The sequence below is a fragment of the Lysinibacillus sp. RS11 genome (assembly GCF_042019215.1).
Classification (GTDB): Bacteria; Bacillota; Bacilli; order Bacillales_A; family Planococcaceae; genus Lysinibacillus; species Lysinibacillus xylanilyticus_A.
On sequence record NZ_CP168124.1, the window covers coordinates 1,295,790 to 1,314,880 of the forward strand.

At 36.2% G+C, this 19,091-nt stretch carries 19 protein-coding genes and 1 riboswitch; of the genes, 13 read left to right on the forward strand and 6 right to left on the reverse strand.

What is annotated here, in order from left to right; genetic code table 11:
• The first annotated feature begins 449 nt into the window (after positions 1–449).
• The 4 genes from AB9L17_RS06285 to AB9L17_RS06300 all read left to right on the forward strand — a co-directional run bounded on the left by AB9L17_RS06285 (position 450) and on the right by AB9L17_RS06300 (position 4,298).
• Positions 450–1,805, forward strand: coding sequence for a YjiH family protein (locus AB9L17_RS06285; RefSeq protein WP_068983050.1), 1,356 nt, complete (start codon positions 450–452; stop codon positions 1,803–1,805).
• Positions 1,806–2,094: 289 nt separating this feature from the next.
• Complete coding sequence (locus tag AB9L17_RS06290; RefSeq protein WP_068983049.1) at positions 2,095–2,634, forward strand: hypothetical protein; 540 nt, start codon at positions 2,095–2,097, stop codon at positions 2,632–2,634.
• 384 nt (positions 2,635–3,018) lie between these two features.
• Positions 3,019–3,065: riboswitch (PreQ1 riboswitch) on the forward strand.
• 97 nt (positions 3,066–3,162) lie between these two features.
• Positions 3,163–3,663 (forward strand): preQ(1) synthase, encoded by a 501-nt coding sequence (gene queF / locus AB9L17_RS06295; RefSeq protein WP_223552667.1) that lies wholly within the window; start codon positions 3,163–3,165, stop codon positions 3,661–3,663.
• Positions 3,663–4,298 (forward strand): queuosine precursor transporter, encoded by a 636-nt coding sequence (locus AB9L17_RS06300; RefSeq protein ID WP_375200765.1) that lies wholly within the window; start codon positions 3,663–3,665, stop codon positions 4,296–4,298. Before queF ends, AB9L17_RS06300 begins: the two co-directional genes overlap by 1 nt.
• On the opposite strand, the gene AB9L17_RS06305 is transcribed toward AB9L17_RS06300, so the two are convergent.
• A complete protein-coding gene (locus tag AB9L17_RS06305) occupies positions 4,292–5,293 on the reverse strand; it encodes an acyltransferase family protein (RefSeq protein WP_375200218.1) in 1,002 nt (333 codons plus the stop codon). The two genes, AB9L17_RS06300 and AB9L17_RS06305, sit on opposite strands and share 7 nt — an antisense overlap.
• 482 nt (positions 5,294–5,775) lie before the next feature.
• Here AB9L17_RS06305 and AB9L17_RS06310 point away from each other — a divergent pair, with 482 nt between their 5' ends.
• The gene (locus tag AB9L17_RS06310) at positions 5,776–6,198 is read left to right on the forward strand and encodes an ester cyclase (protein WP_223552669.1); all 423 of its coding nucleotides are present in this window, start codon (positions 5,776–5,778) and stop codon (positions 6,196–6,198) included.
• 49 nt (positions 6,199–6,247) lie between these two features.
• Here AB9L17_RS06310 and AB9L17_RS06315 read toward each other — a convergent pair.
• A protein-coding gene (locus AB9L17_RS06315; protein ID WP_375199824.1) for an IS3 family transposase occupies positions 6,248–7,809 on the reverse strand; the annotation gives its coding sequence in 2 pieces (ribosomal slippage) (positions 6,248–7,152 and positions 7,152–7,809; 1,563 coding nt in all).
• A gap of 249 nt (positions 7,810–8,058) precedes the next feature.
• Between AB9L17_RS06315 and AB9L17_RS06320 the strand changes: the two genes are divergently transcribed.
• The 4 genes from AB9L17_RS06320 (at position 8,059) to AB9L17_RS06335 (ending at position 12,305) form a co-directional block, all read left to right on the forward strand.
• The gene (locus tag AB9L17_RS06320; RefSeq protein WP_068983044.1) at positions 8,059–8,310 is read left to right on the forward strand and encodes a phage holin; all 252 of its coding nucleotides are present in this window, start codon (positions 8,059–8,061) and stop codon (positions 8,308–8,310) included.
• A gap of 88 nt (positions 8,311–8,398) precedes the next feature.
• Entirely contained in the window at positions 8,399–10,516 is a 2,118-nt protein-coding gene (locus AB9L17_RS06325; protein WP_375200219.1) for a DUF2339 domain-containing protein, read from the forward strand.
• 280 nt (positions 10,517–10,796) lie between these two features.
• Positions 10,797–11,549 (forward strand): prepilin peptidase, encoded by a 753-nt coding sequence (locus AB9L17_RS06330; RefSeq protein ID WP_375200220.1) that lies wholly within the window; start codon positions 10,797–10,799, stop codon positions 11,547–11,549.
• Positions 11,550–11,582: 33 nt separating this feature from the next.
• Positions 11,583–12,305, forward strand: a complete 723-nt coding sequence (locus AB9L17_RS06335) for a gamma-glutamyl-gamma-aminobutyrate hydrolase family protein (RefSeq protein WP_223552973.1) — start codon at positions 11,583–11,585, stop codon at positions 12,303–12,305.
• A 305-nt stretch (positions 12,306–12,610) separates the two neighbouring features.
• Here AB9L17_RS06335 and lexA read toward each other — a convergent pair whose 3' ends face one another.
• Complete coding sequence (lexA, locus tag AB9L17_RS06340) at positions 12,611–13,228, reverse strand: transcriptional repressor LexA (protein ID WP_068983040.1); 618 nt, start codon at positions 13,226–13,228, stop codon at positions 12,611–12,613.
• A gap of 163 nt (positions 13,229–13,391) precedes the next feature.
• On the opposite strand from lexA, the gene yneA reads away from it, so the two are divergent.
• Positions 13,392–13,706 carry a cell division suppressor protein YneA gene (yneA, locus tag AB9L17_RS06345; protein WP_375200221.1) on the forward strand — a complete coding sequence of 105 codons (315 nt, stop codon included), beginning with the start codon at positions 13,392–13,394 and terminating at the stop codon, positions 13,704–13,706.
• Positions 13,703–14,368 carry a YneB family resolvase-like protein gene (locus tag AB9L17_RS06350; protein WP_223552975.1) on the forward strand — a complete coding sequence of 222 codons (666 nt, stop codon included), beginning with the start codon at positions 13,703–13,705 and terminating at the stop codon, positions 14,366–14,368. Before yneA ends, AB9L17_RS06350 begins: the two co-directional genes overlap by 4 nt.
• Positions 14,369–14,525: 157 nt before the next feature.
• Here the strand turns inward: AB9L17_RS06350 and def are convergent, their stop codons facing one another.
• From def to AB9L17_RS06365, 3 genes are all read right to left on the reverse strand, one after another.
• A complete protein-coding gene (gene def / locus AB9L17_RS06355; protein WP_375200222.1) occupies positions 14,526–15,104 on the reverse strand; it encodes a peptide deformylase in 579 nt (192 codons plus the stop codon).
• On the reverse strand, positions 15,097–15,288 hold the full coding sequence (locus tag AB9L17_RS06360; protein WP_083226907.1) for a helix-turn-helix transcriptional regulator: 192 nt from the start codon (positions 15,286–15,288) through the stop codon (positions 15,097–15,099). The genes def and AB9L17_RS06360 overlap by 8 nt, the downstream gene beginning before the upstream one ends.
• Positions 15,289–15,592: 304 nt before the next feature.
• Positions 15,593–16,105: a GNAT family N-acetyltransferase gene (locus AB9L17_RS06365; RefSeq protein ID WP_375200223.1), complete on the reverse strand. Its 513-nt coding sequence runs from the start codon at positions 16,103–16,105 to the stop codon at positions 15,593–15,595.
• Between the two features lie 205 nt (positions 16,106–16,310).
• Between AB9L17_RS06365 and AB9L17_RS06370 the strand changes: the two genes are divergently transcribed.
• A complete protein-coding gene (locus AB9L17_RS06370; RefSeq protein WP_068983035.1) occupies positions 16,311–16,544 on the forward strand; it encodes a DUF896 domain-containing protein in 234 nt (77 codons plus the stop codon).
• Positions 16,545–16,925: 381 nt separating this feature from the next.
• Positions 16,926–18,920, forward strand: a complete 1,995-nt coding sequence (gene tkt / locus AB9L17_RS06375) for a transketolase (RefSeq protein WP_375200224.1) — start codon at positions 16,926–16,928, stop codon at positions 18,918–18,920.
• Positions 18,921–19,091 lie beyond the last annotated feature (171 nt).

Below are 19,091 nucleotides of genomic sequence, written 5' to 3' on the forward strand. Positions count from 1 at the left end.
TTGTTGAAAGGTAATGATACAAAGAAGAAGTGCTGGATGATATCAGATGAGAATTATAACAATAACTAATATTTTACATTGAATAAAAATTCATTTTGTTGTAGAATTAACCGGATGTGTTGTTGGGTTTACGGTATTTTTGTAGCTCATAAATGTAAATTATGAATAATGTTGGGATTGTTAAAATTTCGCATTGCAGATGTTAATTATAAAAAAGTAGTGTTTAGGCGTTCCTTTATTACTTTTTAGAGGAATGCTTTTTTTATTTTATCCCTCATTAACCGCTCGTAAATGCCCAATTGGCAAATAATAATCAGCGAAGATAAAGAAATTTCCACTGATTAATGTTTCGCTTTATACAGATATACTTCTTGGCGGTTGAACAGTATATAACTAACAAGCCTGATGTATACAACTTTGATAAAACTAGAGAAATGAGGCTTTTAATTATGAAAAAATATCCTACTTCTTCATACTTTTACTTCATAATCCCCTCTCTTATTGGTGTCCTATTATTCATGACACCAGTCTTAACAGATGAGGGATGGAAAGTTCCAATTGCTATTTTAGCAAATATATTAGCGGGTGTTGTTGCGCCTGTGATTAGTTATTTTACTATCATTATGTTTGCGATTTCGGCAATTGGTTCACTTATTGCCAAATTCATTCCTCGCGATCATACAAAGAAGCCTAGTATTTTAGATACATTGTTTTATGTCAATTGGTTTTGGACAATAATACGAATTATCGGTTTAATATTTGCTTCAATGGTTGTATTTGATTTTGGACCATCAGCGATTAACAATGAAAATACTGGTGGGTTATTAATGAACCCTGATGATGGTTTGGTAACGTTTTTATTTACGATTTTCTTATTTGCGGGTCTACTATTACCATTTTTAACAAACTTCGGCTTACTTGAATTTTTCGGAACAATGATGGTAAAAATTATGCGTCCTCTCTTTAAAAGTCCTGGTCGTTCATCGGTTGATGCACTTACATCGTGGGTGGGGGATGGAACAATTGGTGTTCTGATGACGAGTAAGCAATATGAAATGGGGAACTACACGAAAAAAGAGGCTGCCATTATTGCAACAAGCTTCTCTGTAGTATCCATCACGTTCTGTATCGTCGTATTGGATACAGTGCATTTGTCACGCTATTTTATTCCATATTATGTAACGGTTGTACTTTGCGGTCTTGTGTTAGCGGTAATAATGCCGCGAATTTATCCGCTTGCTAACAAAGAAGATACGTATATCGATGGTAGTCCAGTAGATTTATCACGTGAGGAATTACCCAAAGGTTATAATTCGATGTCACATGGTCTAGAAAATGCTTTAGCAGTCGCACATGCAAATCGTGATCCTCTTCAATTTATTAAAGATGGATCTAGAAATGTCTTGGATTTATGGATTGGCGTAGCGCCCGTTGTTATGGCATTTGGTACCATTGCTTTAATGCTTGCTGAATTCACTAGTATTTTTACCGTTTTAGGGAAGCCATTTGAACCTATTTTAACAGTGCTTGGTTTACCTGAAGCAGCTGAGGCGGCACAAACAATGGTTGTCGGCTTTGCAGATATGTTCTTACCTTCAATTTTAGGAGAAGGAATCGAAGCTGAAACTACACGATTTGTCATTGCTGTCGTTTCTGTTACACAGCTTATCTATATGTCAGAAGTCGGTGGACTAATTTTAGGTACGAAAATTCCGCTGAAGTTTTTTGATTTAGTTGTTATTTTCTTATTACGTACGATTATTTCACTACCAATCGCAGCATTAGTTGCACATTTACTTTTCTGATCTAAAAAGCAATTGTTCGCATTTAATGAGTGCGAATAATTGCTTTTTCTTTATTTAAATCAGCGTGACAGAGAGAATATCCGCGTAAAAAGGGTGAAATACCCGCGTACTAGAGGTGATTCTTTGCATATAGACTTCCGGTGCAAAAAATATCTATTTCACACGCTTTAAAACAAGTTGGATCTAGTTATGATAAAAAAGAATAAATAACTGTGAACATACTACAACTTGCTGCATAAATTCATTGTGTTGGGAAAAACTACGCCTAAAGTGATACTGAGGTGATAAAATGGACAGAATTTTTTCTCTCTGCTTAAGTTCCTTTTATTTATTATTTTCTCAACCAAATAATGCCTATCTAAATGATTCGTTCAGTCCTTATGAAGAAATTTATCCTGAAATAGGCTATAAAACGGTTGAAGCAGCTGCCTCCGATTTTGAGCGGCACTTTCATCAAGAACTAAAGCTACCACTTCGAGTACCTCCTATTAGTTTTACGCATCATTTTGGTCGATTTAATAATCTTGATGGTGATAGGAATGATTTTTATGAAGTTACATTTATTAATAATCGACTTCCGGAGCATCATTATAAAATAACTGTTCGACCTAATCATTTTAAGTTACTATCTAAAAAGGACTATATAGTAAAGACATTCGAATTGAAAAACGGAACGACTTCAATCTATATGGAAATATCAGGTTTCAATGTACTCGCTTTTGAAAGAGGAGATTGGCAATATATGCTGTGGATTGATAAAAGGGTTTCCGAAAAGGTGACACCTGAAGTGTTAGTCGACATCGCCAATTCCATTGACTATACAAACTAAAATGATAACCGTGGTTAATTCAGCTAAAATGCCAAGTCCTTTAAATGGGGCTTGGCATCACTTTTTTTTGAAAGTATTTCGAATATCCTCAAGTTGACCGAGAGTTACAGAAACATTTCGGATTATGATAGAGTAAGGTAGACATATTTGATAATAGTTCAAACAAAGAAGTAGACAACTTGAAAATAATCATAATAATCGGAATTGAGCAAAATTGTAACCACTGATAGTTGCTAAACGATAAAAGACAACATGCAACAAAAGGCTGAAGAGTAGGAAAGGAGCAGTAAAACAGTATAACTTGAAAGTGTTTTTGTCAATGCATTGGATATGAAAAAAATTAGTTGACGGATTGCATTCATTAAGTTAAGATAACTAGCGAATATAAAAGAGGTTCATAGCGCATACCCTCTATAAAAAACTATGGATGACGTCATTTACGCCATGTCCCAAAAATGCGGATATGGCGATTTTTTTTTATTAGGTTTCACGCATAATGGACTTCTCACAACTTGAGGAGGCATTTTTATGGCAGGAAGAACAGATGAACAAGGATTACAAGATTTAACACTACTTGGTAACCAAAACACAAAGTATTTATTTGAGTACTCACCGGAAGTACTTGAGGCAGTCGATAATTTGCATACGGGAAACGATTTTTTTGTAAAATTTAATTGTCCAGAATTTACAAGTCTTTGTCCAATGACAGGGCAGCCTGACTTTGCAACAATGTATATTTCTTTTATTCCAGATAAAAAGCTAGTAGAGAGTAAGTCACTAAAGCTTTATTTATTTAGCTTCCGTAATCACGGAGACTTTCATGAGGACTGTGTCAATATCATCATGAATGATCTAGTTAAGCTGATCGAACCGCGTTATATTGAGGTATGGGGCAAGTTTACGCCGCGCGGTGGCTTGTCTATTGATCCTTGGTGCAACTATGGCCGCCCAGGCACAAAATATGAAAAGATGGCGGAACATCGTTTGATGAACCACGATTTGTATCCTGAAAAGGTGGATAATCGTTGATGCTGTATTATTTAAATGGGTTGTTTGTTGGCTTTTTAATTTTGGCAAATGTTTTAGCTGTTAAAGTGTTTAGTATAGGCGAATGGATGATACTTCCGGCAGCAGCAATACTTATTATTTTCACGTATCCTCTTATTGATGTAATTTGCGAAGTGTACGGTAGGGAAGCGGGCAGTCGCACGGTAAGAACGGGGCTTATAGCACAAGTGTTTGCGGCATGCTTTATTGCTATTGCCATTGAGCTACCACCTGCACAAGCCTTTGCTCATCAAAAGGAGTTTGAGATAATTCTTGGTGGCAGTATGCGTGTCATTATTGCAAGCCTTGTTGCGTATACGGTTAGTGTAAATTTGGATGTCATGATATTTAGTAAATTTAAGGAAAAGCATGGCGACGGTAAGCTTTGGCTTCGAAACAATGCGTCTACGATGGTAAGTCAGCTCATCGATACGGCACTATTTATTACGATAGCCTTTTATGGTGTAATGCCATTTAAAGTATTACTGACATTGTTTATAACACAGTATATGTTTAAATTTTTAGCGTCGATTGTAGCAACGCCACTTGTTTACGGGTTAGTTTTTGTGGCACGGAAATTTGACAAGCGTAAAAGCATAGAGCCATCTCATTACTGAGATGGCTTTTTAATGTGTGCCTTGCCAATTAGATAAGCACTATAAGGTAAAAATGAAATGATTTTTATAATCAACATACAGACAACTACGCTCGAAAGAAATAGCGCGATGACTTGAAGAGAGGTAGTAGGTATTTGTGCTGTATAAGGGACTAAAAATTCTTGAACAAGCCAATGGATCAAAAATATACCAAATGAATATTGACTTACTAAATTAATGATTTTTAGCTTCGGCACAATTTGACCAAATGCTAAAATGCATAAAGTTATTGAAATAATAAGCAACATCATATCTAATCGTCTAGATGTGATTTCAGTGGCTCCCAAATAATAGTTGATCGCCAGTATAGATGCTGAAAGAACAACGAAAACTAGCGTAAAGAATTTGTACTTACTAATATATAAGGTAACCCATCGATAATGCGTACCGATTAAATAAGCAATTGCGAAATAAGGAAGCCAACCAATAAATAGTAAACGAACAAGATTATCGTTTACTATAAAGAATTCACCATTCAGCTTTGCGAGCGTCATATATAAAATACCAAGTGCCAACATAATTGGTGTTAGCCATATGCTTGATAGCTGATACTTTTTTATGATAAAGAACAGAATGTATAATTGAAAGATTGTCATGACAAACCATCCCGAGAAATCTCCTAAGAGAATATGGCGATACAGTGCATTCCAAAAGCTTTCATCATAATGAAGTGCTGCATATACTGCATACAAAATACTAGCAGCAACAAATGGAATATAAACAAATTCAAAACGTCGCCATAAAAAATTAGGAGGTAGTTCGACTGGGTAGCGCTTTGCTAAAATAATAATAGATAATAGAATAAATGTTGGCGTCGCGAAACATAATAATAATCTGAAAAATTGATAGTACGGATTTTCGATGTATCCGTTAATAATTTCTGTATTAGTTGTAGCGTGTAATAATACAATAGATAAGCAGGCAATTGCCCTTAAAACATTCCACTCATACACCATTTCGATCACCCACTATATGCAAATTTGAAGGCATCAGCGCTAAGCAAGATGCATCTTAACTATTTATATGAACGTAGCATCTATGATAAAACATCAGGTGTGTAGATTAGGAAAATATATATTGACCGATAAAAGGTTGTTTTTTGTTGATATTTTACTAATATATTACAATTTTCAACTGATGTAGCCCGCAGTGAAATTAGTGTTCTTGAATATATTTGAATGAATAAAATGTTTAATAAACATACCTGATAAAACATATAAAAATGGAACCCTCAGCAAAATTTCAAGAAAGTTATCAATCAGTACAACTGCAAAGGGCGTTGTGTGAAAGCTAGTCAAGGTTATTATAAGTTCCATGAAGTGGAGAGTGGAATTTGTAGAATATGGTTCCAATATCTTGTCTCTCGAATTATTATTAAGCATGGGGAGATGAAGTGATTCTCGTCAGAATATATAGTAAATTATAGCGGAGGGTTCAAATGACACCAGAACAAATTGTGAAGAAATTTTTTGAAGAAGTACGTTCAGGGAATAATCCAGATTACGCAACAGAGTTAATGGCAGAACAAGTATTGGCACACCAAGTTATTTCGGAAGAGGAGTTAACGGTTTTAAGAACTCCCCAAGATTATGCTGACCATGTAAAAGAAATGGTAGAAGCATATGGCGATTTTTCATTAGAAATCCAAGAGTTTATGGTACAAGAAAATAAAGTATATGTACGATGGAAACAAGTTGGTACACATGTTGGAAAAGTTGATGGATATCAGCCAACAAGTCTTCCTGTTATTGAAATAGCAAGCGCAGTTTATAGAATTGAAGATGAAAAGATAGCAGAATATTGGATTCAGATTGATCGGGCTGGTATTGAAAAACAACTCAACCGTAATAAAATTAATTAACATCTGAACTGCTCCCTGTCAAGTAGACAGTGGAAATAATAAAAAGCTTTTAAGCGGCTTTAGCCCTATATTCTAATGGGCTTAAGCCGTTTAATCGTTCTTGGTATCTATCGTTATTGTAAAACTGGATATAATCCTCAATCGCTTGTTGTAACGCTTCAAATGTTTGGTACTTATGTAAATAATACTTTTCACATTTCAATGTTCCCCAAAATGATTCCATTGGTCCGTTATCTATACATTTGCCTACACGGGACATGCTATGAATCATCTCTGCTCCATCTATTCTTCTTTTAAATCCATGTGATGTGTACTGATAGCCACGATCACTATGAAGTAACGGTTGTTCTCCATCTTTTAAAGTAAGCATTGCTAAATCAAACGTCTTAAATACCAATTCATTATTATTTGAATGCCCCAATACATAACTGATAATAGAGCCATCGTAAAGATCTAGAATAGCGCTTAAATAAGCTTTCTTTCCATTTCCTAATTTGAACTCCGTCACATCTGTTACCCATTTTTCGTTGGGTTTGCTTGCAGTAAATTCACGATTTAATCGATTTTCAGCGACATGTTGTGCAGGTGAAGAAACATATCGCTTTCTTTTTCGGCGAATCACGGATTGTAAACCACTGATTTGCATTAATCGATAAATACGTTTGTGATTGAACTTTTTATTGTATTTACGATTGATATTTAAAGTCATTCTTCGATATCCATAAATTCCTTCGACTTGTCGAAAAATAGCTTGGATATCCTGAAGAATCGCTTTATTCTCTAGCTCTCTATCTGTTGGTGTACGTTGTAGCCATTTATAATAGGCAGCACGAGATAAACCGGCAATATCACATAAAAGGATTACTGGCAGATTTTCTTTCGCATGTAACTCTTGAATCGCTCTATATTTATTTTGTAAACGAACGCTTGTTAACGATTCCTCCTTTCGAGTTCTTCCAACTTTTTTAAAAAGGCATTTTCTGCGCGTAATCGTTCATTTTCACGTTCTAAACGTTTCATTTCTAGCTTAAATTTTTCTTCAGCTGTTAATTCCTGTTCTTCTTTCTTGCGACCACGTTTATCCTGCAGAGCCTCTTCACCATTTACTTCGAATTTTTTGACCCATTGATACACCTGTTGATAAGACACTTCATAGGTTTCTGCAGCGAGCTGATAGTTTTTCTGATGTTCTAGACAGTAATTTACAATCTGTATTCTTTCTTCTAACGTCGTTGTTCTTTTATTAGTCATAGAGTTTGTCATTCCTTTACCGGTATCCTTTAATTCTCTATGACTATTATACTTTTGAATCCAATTTCTCAAAACGGATTTGTCAGAAATCTTGTATTTTCTTGTAACTTCTTTTAAAGAATATTGTCCAGATAAATAGTCTTGTACAGCTGCTAACTTTAGCTCTTTCGAGTAAGAATTCCAAGAAGTGGACTCTTCAAGGCCAATTTCTCCATCTATTTCATATTTGTAGTTCCATTCTTCAATGGTTTTATAAGAAACCTGAAATATAGTAGCTAATTCTGAAATTGTCTTTTGTCCTTTGTGAAGAAGTCTTAGAACCGCTAATTTTTCATCTTTTGAGTGGTTACTTCGAGCCATAAAAAAATGCCCCCTAGATAAACAGATTTTTATTTTTTAATCTGTCTACCTAAAGGGGAGCATATCAATCCTTAGGGGTGTTTTTTTTTGCCCTAAAAAGTGAGTATTGAGCAGAATTCCCTCCTAATTGTGAAGACAGCGAGATAAAGGAAAATTTCTGTAAATTCATGTTGGATGCTCCATTTTTGCATATGTGTCATGTAACCACGGAGCATATAATGTGATTGAGAAGGGGGGAGGTGAGCGTTTATGAGAATTAACTGGAGAATCCGTCTTCTGCATAAACCATTTTTACTGTCGCTATTTTCATTGATATTATTACTCGCACAGCAAGTAGCAGCTATTTTTGGCTATGATTTAACGAGTGCAATGAGTGCGCAGCTAACGTCCATTATTAATATTGTTTTATCGATTCTTGTTTTAATGGGAGTTGTCGTAGATCCAACTACAAGGGGAACCAGTGATAGTGAACGTGCTTTAATGTATCGTAGACCTAGATAAAAAGTAAAAATGAAACAAAAGTGTAATTTTACAACAATGGTAAATATGTTATAATGTTGAAAAATGATTAAGTGGGGTGGATGATTGAATGTCGCTTGAAATGGAGCAGAGGATTGTCAAACTCGAGCAAGAAATGATGGATTTACGGAAAGAGTTAGAGGCCGTGAAGTGTCAACAATCAGTTGCAAAAACAAGTACACTGAGTGCCGAAAAATCCATGATTGAGCAATCTACGCTAAAGCCTGCGCCAAACCTAAAGCCAAAACCGAATCCAAAACTAAATTCGGAGCCAAATCCAAAGCAAATGTCAGCACCAGAAAAAAAGGTGCAGCCACAGCGAACGTTAGAGGAACGTATTATGTGGGCACTACCAAAAGTATTTATGGTTATTTTAGTGATGGGAGTGCTTTGGGGTCTAAAGCTAGTAAGTGATTATGGCTATTTATCGAACGAAGTTAAAATCATCCTTGCCTATGTATTATCGCTTGCCTTAACTTTAATAGCTTATGTTTTAGAGCGCAAAAAAGTAGGATCATCAGCTGTTACGATTTCGTTATATGGCGGAGCATTTATTGTTGGGATATTAACGACAGCGGCTGGCGCGATATTATATGAAATAATAGGTTTAACACTTGCGCTTGTGATAGCGATGGTTTATATCGGCTATGGTATTGCTATTAGTTTCTTAAAGAAAAATGAGGTGCTAACAGTATTTGTAGCATTTACCTCACTATTACTACCTTATTTACTAGAATATATGGATTTTAGTCCTGTTATTATTTTAATCTATGTGATTGTACTGTTTACGATGTTGCAATTTGTCATTAATCAACACAAGCAGAAGTGGGCACTCTATATCGCAACCTTTTTCACTGTGCTAGCGATCAGCATAGAAACATTTATGAATAATGACAATCAAGTTGTTTTTGCAATAGGTTTGCTTGTTATGCTATCTATTTTTAACACGAGTTGGTGTCGTTTATATAATGTAGCGTCTACATGGAAATATACTCATGTTGGTATGCAATTTAGCCTTGGTTTATTCAGTTTATTGCTCATGAATTTTATTATTACAACAATTGAATTTGGAGAAGCACTGTTACTCGTAATAGTCAGTTTATTTGCAATTTTAGCGGGTTATGGCTATAAGCAAAAATGGCAGGAGGCATTTGATAGTGCCGTAACACTCGCGTTTATTACACTATTTAATACGCTACTAGTTATGAATTTACCAGGGAAAGTGGATCACATATTGATCCCGTTCATCGTCTTTGCAGGTGTTATGATGAGTTTACGTTTACGAGCAAGTATCATGAAGGTTGTCGGCTCATTCTTATTTATGATTGTACTTGCCATAAACTTTAGTATTCATGATCCTGCACCATTTTTCAGCATAAATCATGCGAGTTTGGTGATGCCTGGAATTTATCTCCTGATTATTTATTTATATGCGAGACGTCCAAAAGAGACACTGACTGTATTTGAACAGATCATGAAGGATATGTATGTGATTGATATTTTAGCTTTAATAACAACTAGTTATTTCTTAGCTTATATCGGAAAGATTGATGCAACTTATTTTGCGGATGTTAGTAATATTCCGCATCTGATGTGTATAATAATCGCTTTATTATTTGTCGGATCGCTTCTAGTACCAATAAAATATAAAGGGCGTGCATTAACACCTGCTCTTAGTGTATTTTTCCTTCTCTTTACACTAATGCTTGTAGCTATACCATACAATATGCAAGGTGTCGCGTGGTTAAATATAGTGACAAGAATCGTGTATATTGCGGTTATCGTAGCAATTATTGTCGATTTACTAAAGAAGGGGCGCATTTATCAAACCTATCAAGTGCAACTAGAGAAACTTTTGGACCCAATTGTAAGTGCAGGCGTTGTGCTTACGATGATAGCTGTTAAGGGGCTAATATTCCAACTTGCATATAATGGGATACTTGATTGGAAGTTAAGTATTGTGTTCTCAACAATTACATTATTCCTTACAGCAAGCGTTGCACTATGGCTTAGCTCAGGTCGTCATTTACGAGCATTACGCCTAACTGGTTTTATCATCTTAATTATTGCTTTTGTAAAACTTATATTCTTCGATTTGTCGGCCCTCGATTTACTAATTAGAGCAATACTGTTTATGACGGTTGGTGGAATTGGGTTGCTGCTGTCGGGACGATTGTTGAAAAAATAATAGAGATCGTTTGAAAAAGCCTGTTAGAAGTATTTTCTAATAGGCTATTTTCATTATGATTGTCATTTAAATCTTCAAATTTTAAGTTGCTAGAAATGTATTTTAAAAAATCTGAAAATTATAATACAAAGCGTGTGATGAAAACTGCTATAATTAACTTTAGTATACTAGAAGATTAGGAAAAACAGGTAACGACGATCTATTTTGAAGGATCACAATAATGTAAATGGCGCGCATACTTGAATTGTATGGGCGTCTATTGGTATAGGAGGACATAAAGATGGAAATGGCTTATACAATTATTGTTTTACTTTTTGGCTTCGTTCTTGGCTCTTTTTTTAATGTAGTGGGCTTACGGATACCAATAAAAGGGTCGATTTTCCGTCCACCTTCGCATTGTATTCATTGTAAGAGAAAGTTGACTGTGCTTGATTTGATACCTGTGTTGTCTTATATGTTTTTAGGTGGGAAATGCCGTAGCTGTGGTCAAAAAATTTCTGGGATTTATCCACTGATGGAACTTATAACAGGCATATTATTTGCCTTGGCTTATTGGAAATTAGGCTTTAGTGCAGAATTTTTTGTAGCACTATTATTGATTTCATTATTAGTAATTATTGTTGTATCGGATTTTGCGTATATGCTTATTCCTGATAAAATACTCCTATTCTTTTTACCATTACTAATTATTGGACGCTTGATATCGCCGTTGTCTCCGTGGTGGGATAGTATAGTTGGTGCTGTCGTAGGATTTTGCATACTATATAGTATTGCTGCTTTATCAAGAGGTGGTATGGGTGGTGGCGATATTAAATTATTCTTTTTACTCGGTCTTGTACTCGGCACAATACATACACTTCTGACACTATTTGTATCAGCTGTGATTGGAATGATTGTTGGGATAGTGGTGTTAAAGGTCCGTAGGCAGGGAAGAAAAACGCCTATACCATTTGGACCATCTATTGCGCTAGCAGCTATCGTTGTCTATTTTTATGGAGACGCGTTGATGAATTGGTATTTTGAATGTTGGTAAGTCGTAAATCTTGTGGATCATGGAGGGGATAAAGTGAAACCAGTTATCGGTATAACGGCCTTTGTGGAAGATGATTTGTCTTCTAGATTAAATGCCGCCTACAGCAAAAGTGTCATTGAAGCTGGTGGAATTCCATTGATAATTCCGCTTGGCATAGAAGAGGATGTAGCACAAATTTTATCGTTAACGGATGGATTATTATTATCGGGTGGCTATGATGTACATCCATTTCTCTTTGGTGCAGAACCTACACCGAAATTAGGGAAAGTTCATCCAGAAAGGGATTCTGTGGAGCTTGCCTTAATTGAAGCGGCCTTTATTCGCCAAATGCCGATTTTTGGCATTTGTCGAGGGATGCAAATACTAAATGTAGCGCTAGGAGGTACGGTCTATCAGGATATTGATAGCGAATATCATAGTAGTAAATTATTAAAGCACAAACAACAAGCGGCTCGAGGCGTTGCTACACATTATGTTCATGTTACACCTGATACACTACTAAAAACGATTATTGAGGAAGCGCAAATTGCTGTTAATTCATTTCATCATCAGGCTGTAAATGTAGTTTCGGAAAAAATGAAAGTAGCAGCAAAATCAAGTGATGGTATCGTTGAAGCGGTAGTACACGAAGATTTACCATTTTGTCTGGGCGTACAGTGGCATCCTGAAGAGCTTGCCATTGTAGGAGATGGTGGATCGAAGAAATTATTTACTGCATTTGTAAGGGCAAGTTTGAAATTCAAAGTAGAGGCATAATACTTGATAACTTAAAATTGCTAGTTCGACGTTTCGATGCTTACTAGGAATCCATGCTAAAGTGGATTCTTTTTTTCTTTTAAGCAAAGTTATGATCAAAAGAAAAAAGATGTCCGAAAAGTCTCCTTCGACATCTTCATTTAGTACTATTTCTAGCAACGCGTTTTCGTATTTTGATTTTTTCCAAAAGGACTGGACTAAATGCGTGTACTCGTGCTCATCTTGCTTGATTCTCTAGCCTTAAATTAAGAAAAAGAGGTATATGCGAACATAATATCCTCTTTTTATACTTTAATATTGAGATACTAATGTACACGACGATAGAGACCAACAACTTGCCCCAAAATAGAAACTTGGTCTACGATGATCGGCTCCATTGTTGCGTTTTCAGGCTGTAAACGAAAATGGTTTTTTTCCTTGAAGAAACGCTTTACAGTTGCTTCATCCTCTTCAGTCATGGCTACGACAATATCACCATTATTAGCTGTTGCTCTTTGTTTAACTATGACTAAATCACCGTCTAAGATGCCAGCTTCAATCATTGATTCACCCATAATTTCTAGCATAAATAACTCATCTTCGCTTGTACCATAAATATCTGGAAGTGGGAAGTATTCATCGATATTTTCAATAGCAGTAATTGGAGAACCTGCTGTAACCTTCCCAACAAGTGGGACATGTACAACTTGTTGCTTTTGAATAGAATCCTCTGGCTCTAGGATTTCAATAGCGCGTGGTTTAGTTGGGTCTCGACGAATGAAGCCCTTTTGTTCTAAACGAGCTAAATGTCCATGAACTGTTGAGCTTGAAGCAAGTCCAACTGCTTCACCAATCTCACGTACAGATGGTGGATACCCCTTTGTGCGTACTTCTTCTTTGATGAACTCTAATATGGCTTCTTGTCTTTTCGAAACTTTTTTCATGATTGCTCACCTCTTTTTTTCTAATCATTCTACTTATTAGTAGTATAACAGAATGCGAACACTTAAGCAAACATAGGTTCGAAAAGTGTTTGACAAAAACATTTGTTCGTATTATTATGAGAACATACATTCCGAACAAACATTCTAAAAAGGGGTTATGATGATGAACTGGTTAAAGAAAAATCCACATATTACTACTTTGTTAGGGGTATGTCTACTATTTGCAGCATACCTTTTTATAACAGATCCAGGCGATGTTACTTACGCCGAAATTGAAATCGAACATGGTGATAGTTTATGGTCGTTAGCTGAGCAATACTCTGGTAAAATGAAAACGGATGATTGGATTAAGCTTGTAAAGGCAGAAAATGAATTATCGAACGTTGATATTATTGCAGGTAAATCCCTAGTGATTCCAGTAGTGGGTGACCAGTCCATGCCCATAAATTCAATTGAAATTGCGAGAAATGAACAATGATTAATAAACAACAATCGGCTGTTGTCTATTGCCGTGTAAGTACAGAAAAAGAGACACAAAGTTCCTCGCTTGAGCGTCAACAAGAGGAGTTGATGCGCTATGCTAAAGAGCAGGGCTACGAAGTGAAGCACGTTTTTATGGATAAGCATAGTGGCTATGATGTGGAACGTGAGGGCTTACTTGAAATGCTCGACTTTATTAAAGAAAAAGAAGTTAAAGCATTATTTGTACAGGATGAAACACGTTTAGGACGTGGAAATGCTAGAATGGCAGTATTGCATTTATTACAAAAAACTGAAACGGATGTTTTTTCTATGCGAGACGAGGGCCCTGTACAATTAAATGAAATGGATACGATGCTACTAGAGATTTTAGCGATCGTAGAGGAGTACCAGCGCAGAATCCATAATGCTAAAATACGTCGTGGTATGCGTCGTGCCGTTGAAAATGGCTATCGTCCTGAAAACAATTTATCTAATCGGGGAAATCCTAATGGTCAAGAACGTAAGGATGTGCCTGTTGAAGAGATTATCAAGCTACGTAATCGAGGCTTCACATTTGATGAAATTGCCATGACACTAAAAGGTCTAGGCTTTGATGTAAGTAAAGCTACTGTACATCGGAGATATAGGGAACATCAAGAAAGTTTGACGGGTAAATAAAATGAAACTTCAATCAGTGGGAGTTTTGTCATCCTGCTGATAGGAAGCCTTATCTTGTGGCGACACTAGGGGACCAACGTTTTGTTGGCCCAATAACGGTCAGTTAATCGTACTGACCGTTATTTCGGGTGAAATTGCACTACTAGTCTTTTCTTAATTAATACAAACTCTCAATCATAACATTGTCTGGTAGTTTAAATGGATTTTCTTTATTTATTCTGTCATAAAACATGATACCGTTTAAATGATCTATTTCGTGTTGCATTACGATGGAACCGTATCCATTGAAATGATAAATGGCTTCTTGCCCATGTATGTCATATGCTTTAACTTTAATTCTTTCATATCTTGGAACAAAGCCATTAACGTTTCTATTGACCGAAAGACAACCTTCCCCCTCCGGTAAATAAATCATGTTTAAAGAGTGACTAACGATTTTTGGGTTAATTAACATATATTCATGATATTTACCTCCATCTTTATAAAGTGCAGTAAACATTCGTTTATTCAGACCAATTTGATTGGCAGATAAGCCAACTCCTGAACGTAATTTATATTTTTTTGAAATATCCGGATCTTGGCTATTTTTTAAATACTTAAGCATACAAATTAATGTATCTTGATCTTCTTTTGAAACAGGTAACGTAACCTCATTCGTATTTTTTCGTAATATCGCAGCACTCTCCTTTACAAAATCTTTCATTGTTATCATATACTCAAGATGGAATTTACTCATATATAAACACCTCATCAACTTTTTTATTTAGAGCTTTAGCAATTTTAAAGGCTAATTCAAGAGTTGGGTCATACTTATCATTTTCAATACAATTAATAGTGTGTCTAACAACCCCACATTCCCTTGCAAGGGCTTCTTGTGTTAGTCCTAATTTTTTTCTTAGTGCTTTTATTATATTCTTCAGACTTATACCTCCTTTTGTCTAAAGTGTTGGTTTATTTATTACATGGAAACTAATGTAAAATGTCCAATGTATTGGACATTTTGACTTTAAAAAAGAGGCTGCAACAAAAAGAAAAAATGTTAGACCTTGCAATTGGTCTAACATTTTTTTGATTTAGGAAGGAACACTCTACTCATTGAAGCGGAAAAGTTATTATCTGTTTTCGCTATTTTTCAAAATAATCGAGTTCTGTCCCAGCCTCCACTATTTTTATTTCAACTAATAGCGTTTCCTACGATCTATTAACAAAAGTATAAAGAATTGGTTATGCCCATTCCTCATCTATTACAGCATAATAATATTCATCCCACCACTCGTCTCCGTGTGGTATACATTTTTTAAAATAACCTTCGCGTCTCATGCCGATTTTCTCCATCACTCGATACGATGGGATATTTTCTGGCTGACAAGTTGCAATAATTCGATGAAGTTTCATTTCTTTGAATCCATAGTCTAGTACAGCTCTTGCGGCTTCAGAGGCGTAGCCATTATTGTAATAGTTCGGATTCAATACCCAACCAATTTCATACGTATGGTCACCAAAACATTGATGGAAAACCATATGACCAATGACAATATTTTCATTTAGTAAAATAACAGGAAAGTGTTTTGCTTTGTCACCGCTATTTTCAGAAACAAAATTTTTTGCGTTCTCCTCATTAAAAACGCCCTCTGGAATATACTTCATCACATTTGGATTTGAAGTATATTCATAGACAGCTTGCCAATCTTGAACCTCAAATTCTCTTATTAATAGTCTTTTCGTTTTGATAAACATTTCATTTTTCCCCCAAACATAAATGGATCTTTTTGTACCCCATAAATTAGTTTACACAACTAACTTCACAAAGTCATGTATGGTGTGGCATTTATTGTAAATGTTGAGGGTCACTAAAAAGGTTGGTATAACTGCATTTTAAGGGAATCCATGCTATACTTTGCATACCATATTCATTAAGATATGTATTGAAAGGTGTGTAACTATGTTATCAAAAGAAAAAATTAACCGAATCAATGAACTTTCTGCAAAGGCTAAAAGTGGACAATTAACAGAGTCAGAAGCTAAAGAACAAACAGCGCTTCGCAAGGAGTATCTAGCTACATTTAGAGCAACGATGCGTGATACAATTGAAAATGTAAAAGTGGTAGATCCAGAAGGTAATGATGTAACACCAGAGAAGGTAAAACAAGCGAAAAAAAATAAATTTCTAAATTAATGTGTCACATTTAGATCAATTACTCCTCAGCGTAATTGCGTCCGGATTTTGAATTGTGCTTAGGCCTGCACGATGCAGGTCAGTTAGCCGTTTTCACAGGATGCGAAGGTTTTAGGCTAACATCCTTATATTAACTCCTTTCAAAATCCGTGACATCCGCTGGAGGCATTATCTTTATTCAGTTGGCCTTATACGGTCACATCTGTGAAAATATTATATTTAAATAAATATTTTTTTATAATTAGGCGGTATTTTTCTACTGAATAAAGATAAAGTATGTAACAAAACATAAATAGTATAACAAAAACATTGTTTTCTGAAGCAATGTTGACTAAACTGTAAAAGAACAATATATAGGACGAGAAAGGATGTCACAACATAATGACTCAACATGCGGATCAACTAGCGATTAATGCTATCCGAACTTTGTCAATCGATGCAATTGAAAAAGCAAACTCAGGTCACCCAGGTTTACCGATGGGGGCAGCGCCAATGGCTTATACGCTTTGGACAAAACAACTTCGCCATAATCCGGCAAATCCAAAATGGTATAACCGCGATCGTTTTGTACTTTCTGCAGGTCATGGCTCTATGCTTCTATACAGCCTACTTCATCTTGGTGGCTACGGCTTACCAATGGAAGAAATTCAAAACTTCCGTCAATGGGATTCATTAACTCCAGGACATCCTGAATATGGTCATACTGTTGGGGTAGAGGCAACAACAGGTCCTCTAGGTCAAGGTATTGCTATGACAGTTGGTATGGCAATGGCTGAACGTCATTTAGCAGCTACTTACAATAAACCAGGTCATGACATCGTTGATCACTATACATTCGCACTTTGTGGCGATGGCGACTTAATGGAAGGTGTAGCAGCTGAGGCTATTTCATTAGCTGGTCACTTAAAGCTTGAAAAGTTAATCGTTTTATACGATTCAAATGATATTTCTTTAGACGGTGACTTAGAAAAGTCATTCTCAGAAAACGTGCAAAAACGTTTTGAATCTTATGGCTGGAACTATTTAAAAGTTGCTGATGGTACAGATGTTGAAGCGATTAACACAGCTATCGAGGAAGCTAAAAAATCAACTGGCAAGCCAACACTTATCGAAGTAAAAACTATCATTGGTTTCGGTTCACCTAACAAATCAGGTAAAGCAGATTCTCACGGTGCACCATTAGGTAAAGATGAGACTGTATTAACAAAAGCAACATATGAATGGGCACATGAACCATTCCAAATTCCAACTGAAGTATACGATACATTTACTGCAGCTGCAGAGCTTCAAGGGGCACAACCAGAAGAAGCTTGGAATGCTATGTTTGAAGCATATAAGCAAGAGTTCCCAGAATTAGCAGCACAATTTGAAAAAGCAATGAATGGTCAATTACCAGAGGATTTCGCTTCAGAATTACCGGTATACGAAGCAGGTAAATCAGTAGCTACTCGTTCTTCTTCAGGAGAGGCAATCAATGCAATTGCGAAGAAAACACCATCATTCTTCGGTGGTTCAGCTGACCTTGCTGGCTCAAATAAAACAACAATGAAAGGCGCTGGAGATTTCTCTGCAGACGATTATGCTGGCCGTAATATTTGGTTTGGTGTACGTGAATTTGCAATGGGTGCAGCTATGAACGGTATGGCACTTCATGGTGGTCTTAATGTATTCGGCGGTACATTCTTCGTATTCTCTGACTACGTTCGTCCAGCAGTACGTCTTTCTGCATTAATGGGTCTTCCTGTTACTTATGTATTTACACATGATTCAATTGCTGTAGGGGAAGATGGTCCAACACATGAACCAATCGAGCACCTTGCATCTTTACGCGCAATGCCAAATCTATCTGTTGTTCGCCCAGCTGATGCAAATGAATCAGCAGTTGCATGGGAGCTAGCAGTAGCATCTGAAAAAACACCAACTGTTTTAGTATTATCTCGTCAAAACTTACCTGTGCTTGACGCATCTATTGATACAGTGCGTGAAGGTGTTACTAAAGGTGCTTATACAGTGTCTCCTGCTACAAAAGAAGTGGCAGATGCCATTTTAATTGCAACAGGCTCTGAGGTTTCACTTGCAATTGAAGCACAAAAAGCATTAAAAGCTGATGGTGTGGATGTAGCAGTAGTTTCAATGCCTTCTATGGATCGCTTCGAAAAACAAGATGCAGCATACAAAGAGTCTGTTCTTCCAAAAGCTGTAACAAAACGTCTTGCAATCGAAATGGGCGCATCATTCGGCTGGCATAAGTACACTGGTTTCGAAGGAGACGTTCTTGCAATCGACAAGTTCGGCGCTTCTGCACCAGGTGAATTGGTAATGGAAAAATACGGATTCACAGTAGACAATGTTGTAGCGAAGGTAAAAGCACTATAATTTATAAAATACCGCAATACTCAGTAGGTTAAATCTCCTCTGAGTACTGCGGTATTTTTTCATGTTTAGAGGACTTCACTAAAGAAATCCAAACAGCTGCACAATGAATGAGAAGCATAACGACAAAACAGTAAAAGCCCTTGTTACTTCCTCCTAAATTTAGCTCATCAA